The sequence below is a fragment of the Bartonella sp. AP57NXGY genome (assembly GCF_042195805.1).
In the GTDB taxonomy this organism is placed as follows: domain Bacteria; phylum Pseudomonadota; class Alphaproteobacteria; order Rhizobiales; family Rhizobiaceae; genus Bartonella.
This window is the reverse complement of record NZ_JBHIOZ010000107.1, coordinates 1-4256: the sequence shown is the minus strand read 5'-3', so window position 1 is coordinate 4256 and position 4256 is coordinate 1. Positions and strand designations below refer to the sequence as shown.

Below are 4256 nucleotides of genomic sequence, written 5' to 3'. Positions count from 1 at the left end.
ATCTTTTCCGATGTAGCGTCCAGCATAACCAATTGCTAAGCATAAAAGTATAACAGCAGCAGCGACAGGAATAATATGAGTATTAAGATCTTTTTGGAGTTCTTCTAAAGCTGTTTTTGCAGGAGTTAATTTTACTTGGGCCCATACGGGATGTGTTATAAAAAATATAGTTATAGCTGCAGAAAGTGTGATGATTTTGTTATTGTTCTTTGATTCGAAACTAATTAGTTTTTGCATATTTCTCTCACTAAGATTATAGATAACATTTTGTATTATAGCTATCATCTTTAATTTTAATTAACTGCACCTGTGAATAAAAGCTTAGCAAGCTGGGTTGCTGAGCCAGCGATAACAACACCGATTGCCCATCGTATAAATGTATCCTTTTCGATGTAACGCCCTGCATAGAGAATGGCTAGGCATAAAAGTATAACAGCAGCAGCAACAGGAATAATATTAGTAGTAAGATCTGTTTGTAGAGCTGTTAAAGCTTTGTTTGCATGTTCTATTGCTGCACATGCAGGATTTCTCATAAAAAATATAGTTACAGCAGCAGAAATTGCTGCAACTTTGTTATTACTTTTTGGCTGGAGGTTAATTAATTTTCGCATATTTCTCTCATTAAGATTTTAAATAACATTTTGTATTATAGCTGTCATCTTTAATTTTAACTAACTACACCTTTGAATAACAGTTGAGCAAGCTGGGTTGCTGAGCCAGCGACAACAACGCCGATTGCCCATCGTATAAATGTATCTTTTCCGATGTAGCGTCCAGCATAGAGAATGGCTAGGCATAAAAGTATAACAGCAGCAGCAACAGGAATAATATTTTTAACAAGATCATCTTGCAAAGTGTCTAGAGCTTGTTTTGCATTTTTTAATTGCACTGCATATGCAGGATTGCTAATAAAAAGTACAGTTAAAGCTGCAGAAATTATTATAATTTCATTATTATTTTTCTGGAAATTAGTTAATTTTCTCATATTTAGCTTCATTGATTTATCATAAATATTTTTTCTACGAAATAAGAAACAATTTCATTGATGCATAATGAAAGCATTGAAATCCAAAGTTTCTTTTACAAAAAATATTTCTTATTCCAAAAGATTTATCAGTTAGGTTTAAATAATAAACCGGCAAGTTCAGCTGCTGAGCCCGCGATAACGACACCAATTGCCCACCGTACGAATGTGTCTTTTCCGATGTAGCGTCCTGCATAACCAATTGCTAAGCATAATAGTATAACAGCAGCAGCGAGAGGGATAAGCAACTTTAAGTCATCACGGAGTTTTTCTAAAGCACCTTTTGCAGTTGTTAATTGTTGAGCATACACAGGATTGGACATAAAAAATACAGTTAAAGCTGCAGAGGTTTTAGTAGCTTTATTCCGAATTATTGTTTGAAGAACTTTTGATTTTTTCATATTGTTTATCTCAATTTAGATTTCGCTTTAGGATAAAAAGATATTTTATACAGCATGACTTTTTTATTACGCGCTTTTGAATAACATATTTGCAAGTTCAGCTGCTGAACCAGCGATAACGACACCAATTGCCCACCGTACGAATGTATCTTTTCCGATGTAGCGCCCTGCATAACCAATTGCTAAGCACAAAAGTATCACGGCAGCAGCAATGGGGATAATCGTTTTTAAGTCTGTTTGGAGTGCAGTTAAAGCTTTGTTTGCAGGCTCTAAAACTACTGCTTGGGCTAACACAGGATTAGCGATAAAAAATACAGCTGAAACTGCAAAGTTTTTAATAGTTTTATTATGAATTATTCTTTGAAGGATATTTAATTGTTTCATATTTTTATCTCAATTTATATCACATTGGTATGAGTAATCTCTTTTCTTCAATATGTTTTTTATTGAATACAATGAAAATACTGAAATCTAAATTTTCTTTCATGAAAATTTATGCAGTTTTAAATAATAAATCGGCAAGTTCAGCTGCTGAACCAGCGATAACGACACCAATTGCCCACCGTACGAATGTATCTTTTTCGATGTAGCGCCCTGCATAACCAATTGCTAAGCACAAAAGTATCACGGCAGCAGCAATGGGGATAATCGTTTTTAAGTCTGTTTGGAGTCCCTCTAAAGCAGTTTTTGCATTTGTTAATTTTGCTTGAGCATACGCAGAATTGCTCATAAAAAATACAGTTAAAGCTGCAGAGGCTTTAGTAGCTTTATTCCAAATTATTGTTTGAAGAATTTTTGATTGTTTCATATTGTTCAACCTTATCAAATTGTATTTGGCGCAAGTAGTTTTTCCATGAAATAGGGATAATTTCATTGAATTGATGTGGAATAAAAGTATTAAAGTCTAAAATTCTTTTTTCATGAAAGAAATACTTCGTGTTTAATAGGATTTATCAGGTGTTTTTAAATAACAAATTAGCAAGCTCAGCTGCTGAACCAGCGATAACGACACCAATTGCCCACCGTACAAATGTATCTTTTCCGATATAGCGCCCTGCATAACCAATTGCTAAGCACAAAAGTATAACGGCAGCAGCAATGGGGATAATATCTTTCAAGTCTTTTTGGAGCGCTTTTAAAGCGTTGTCTGCAGGAGTTAAAACTACTGCTTGGGCTAACACAGGATTGGCCATAAAAAATACAGTTAAAGCTGCAGAGGCTTTAGTAGTTTTATTCCAAATTATTGTTTGAAGAGTTTTTAATTGTTTCATATTGCTTATTCCAATTTAGATTACAGTTAGTATAAATAAACTCTTTTTTCGATATAGTTTTTATTGTGCTAAATAAAAATACAGAAATCTAAGTTTCTTATTTCATGAAAGAAACATTTTATGTTTAAATAGATTTATCAGTTGGATTTAAATAATAAATTGGCAAGTTCAGCTGCTGAACCAGCGATAACAACACCGATTGCCCACCGTACAAATGTGTCTTTTCCGATGTAGCGCCCTGCATAACCAATTGCTAAGCACAAAAGTATCACGGCAGCAGCAATGGGGATAATCGTTTTTAAATCTGTTTGGAGTCCCTCTAAAGCTTTTTTTGCAGGAGCTAAACCCGCTGTTTGGGCGGATACAGGATTGGTCATAAAAAATACAGTTAAAGCTGCAGAAAACGCAGCAATTTTATTACGAGCTGTTGTGTGAAGAATATTTAATTGTTTCATGTTCTTTATCCTGATTAAGATTAAAACTCCCACAAATGACCCCTCTTTCATGAAGAAACTTAAAGAGATATTTTGGATCAGCCCAAGTTCTTAGTTTTCCTCTTTGTGTAAGTAATGTATATTTATTTGGCTTTCCGGTAATTGGATCATCAGAAATAAATGTGAAATACCATTCTCTTTCTGAAAGCATCACGACTGTAATCTCACGTGCTGCTTTTTGACTAAATGCCATATCAACGCTGTTTTGTTCTATCATTTTCATTATCTTTGCCCTCAATTAGAAGAGATTTTGTTCAATCTTACTAATTAGAGCTTTAACATTTTCTTATCTACCTTTCATTATAATATCCTATCAAAATTCTAGGTTTTCGTGAAAATATCAGTCATCACTCAGTGATCTTCTCGATGAAGAAAAATCTTCAGCTGAAAAAGCATCTCTGGCGCTACTTTCTTTATGTGTAAATGCATCTTCTTCTCCTTTTGAAGAGAGAGAAAGAGAATCTACTTTAGTTGTCTGTTCTGGTTCTTCTTTTTTAAGCTTTACAGGCTCCTGCAAGTCTTCATTTCCTCGTACAGCAGCTTTTACTCCAATATATGAAGTAACTTTTTGCATACGGGTGTGGCTTGAGTTTTCTGTATTGTAAAAATTCAGCACAGACTGCAAAGTCGCTTTTTCAAAGACGCACTTTGATGTTGTTTGTTCATAGCAGTAAGTTAAAGTGCTTTGTGCAGCTGTAAGATTTCTGCAAAAATCAAATGCATCAAAAAGAGAAAACAATTTCACATTTCCAACACCAATTTGCCCTAAAATTATGTTAAAATTATGTTCACTCTGTTCAGCTGTTGCGATTGTTTCCTTAAGCTGAGATGATTGATAGAAGAAGTTATCTTTATCATCTGTTACATAGACATTGTCCCGCGCTTCTTGTTTGGCGATAACTGAAAATGCTATGGGGGGCGTATTGGATATGTATGCAGCAGCAAAAAATGTGAAATCTGGAACAATCATTAGCAATACACCTTATTACGAAGAATTTTATTAATACAAATGCTAATTCTGTGTTGTGCTTTTTCTCGTTGTCTTTTGATTTTATAAATTTGCAGA

The 4256-nt window shown here is 34.1% G+C and carries 10 protein-coding genes; all 10 read right to left on the bottom strand.

What is annotated here, in order from left to right; all coding sequences use genetic code 11:
* Positions 1-237, bottom strand: a 237-nt coding sequence (gene trwL / locus ACFIL8_RS07950; RefSeq protein ID WP_375689367.1) for a VirB2 family type IV secretion system major pilin TrwL, incomplete at its 3' end; no start/stop codon positions are given.
* 56 nt (positions 238-293) lie between these two features.
* Entirely contained in the window at positions 294-611 is a 318-nt protein-coding gene (gene trwL / locus ACFIL8_RS07945) for a VirB2 family type IV secretion system major pilin TrwL (RefSeq protein ID WP_375613862.1), read from the bottom strand.
* 56 nt (positions 612-667) lie between these two features.
* Positions 668-985, bottom strand: a complete 318-nt coding sequence (trwL, locus tag ACFIL8_RS07940; RefSeq protein WP_375613861.1) for a VirB2 family type IV secretion system major pilin TrwL — start codon at positions 983-985, stop codon at positions 668-670.
* A gap of 128 nt (positions 986-1113) precedes the next feature.
* Positions 1114-1425 (bottom strand): VirB2 family type IV secretion system major pilin TrwL, encoded by a 312-nt coding sequence (gene trwL, locus ACFIL8_RS07935; protein WP_375612573.1) that lies wholly within the window; start codon positions 1423-1425, stop codon positions 1114-1116.
* A gap of 66 nt (positions 1426-1491) precedes the next feature.
* Positions 1492-1809: a VirB2 family type IV secretion system major pilin TrwL gene (trwL, locus tag ACFIL8_RS07930; RefSeq protein WP_375628732.1), complete on the bottom strand. Its 318-nt coding sequence runs from the start codon at positions 1807-1809 to the stop codon at positions 1492-1494.
* 109 nt (positions 1810-1918) lie between these two features.
* A complete protein-coding gene (gene trwL, locus ACFIL8_RS07925; protein WP_375689365.1) occupies positions 1919-2233 on the bottom strand; it encodes a VirB2 family type IV secretion system major pilin TrwL in 315 nt (104 codons plus the stop codon).
* 145 nt (positions 2234-2378) lie between these two features.
* Positions 2379-2696, bottom strand: a complete 318-nt coding sequence (gene trwL / locus ACFIL8_RS07920; RefSeq protein ID WP_375613156.1) for a VirB2 family type IV secretion system major pilin TrwL — start codon at positions 2694-2696, stop codon at positions 2379-2381.
* A 137-nt stretch (positions 2697-2833) separates the two neighbouring features.
* The gene (gene trwL, locus ACFIL8_RS07915) at positions 2834-3151 is read right to left on the bottom strand and encodes a VirB2 family type IV secretion system major pilin TrwL (protein WP_375613157.1); all 318 of its coding nucleotides are present in this window, start codon (positions 3149-3151) and stop codon (positions 2834-2836) included.
* Positions 3114-3413 (bottom strand): KorA family transcriptional regulator, encoded by a 300-nt coding sequence (gene korA, locus ACFIL8_RS07910; RefSeq protein ID WP_375613158.1) that lies wholly within the window; start codon positions 3411-3413, stop codon positions 3114-3116. The genes trwL (ACFIL8_RS07915) and korA overlap by 38 nt, the downstream gene beginning before the upstream one ends.
* Positions 3414-3530: 117 nt before the next feature.
* Positions 3531-4160, bottom strand: coding sequence for a TrwN protein (locus ACFIL8_RS07905; protein WP_375689363.1), 630 nt, complete (start codon positions 4158-4160; stop codon positions 3531-3533).
* Between the last annotated feature and the right edge of the window lie 96 nt (positions 4161-4256).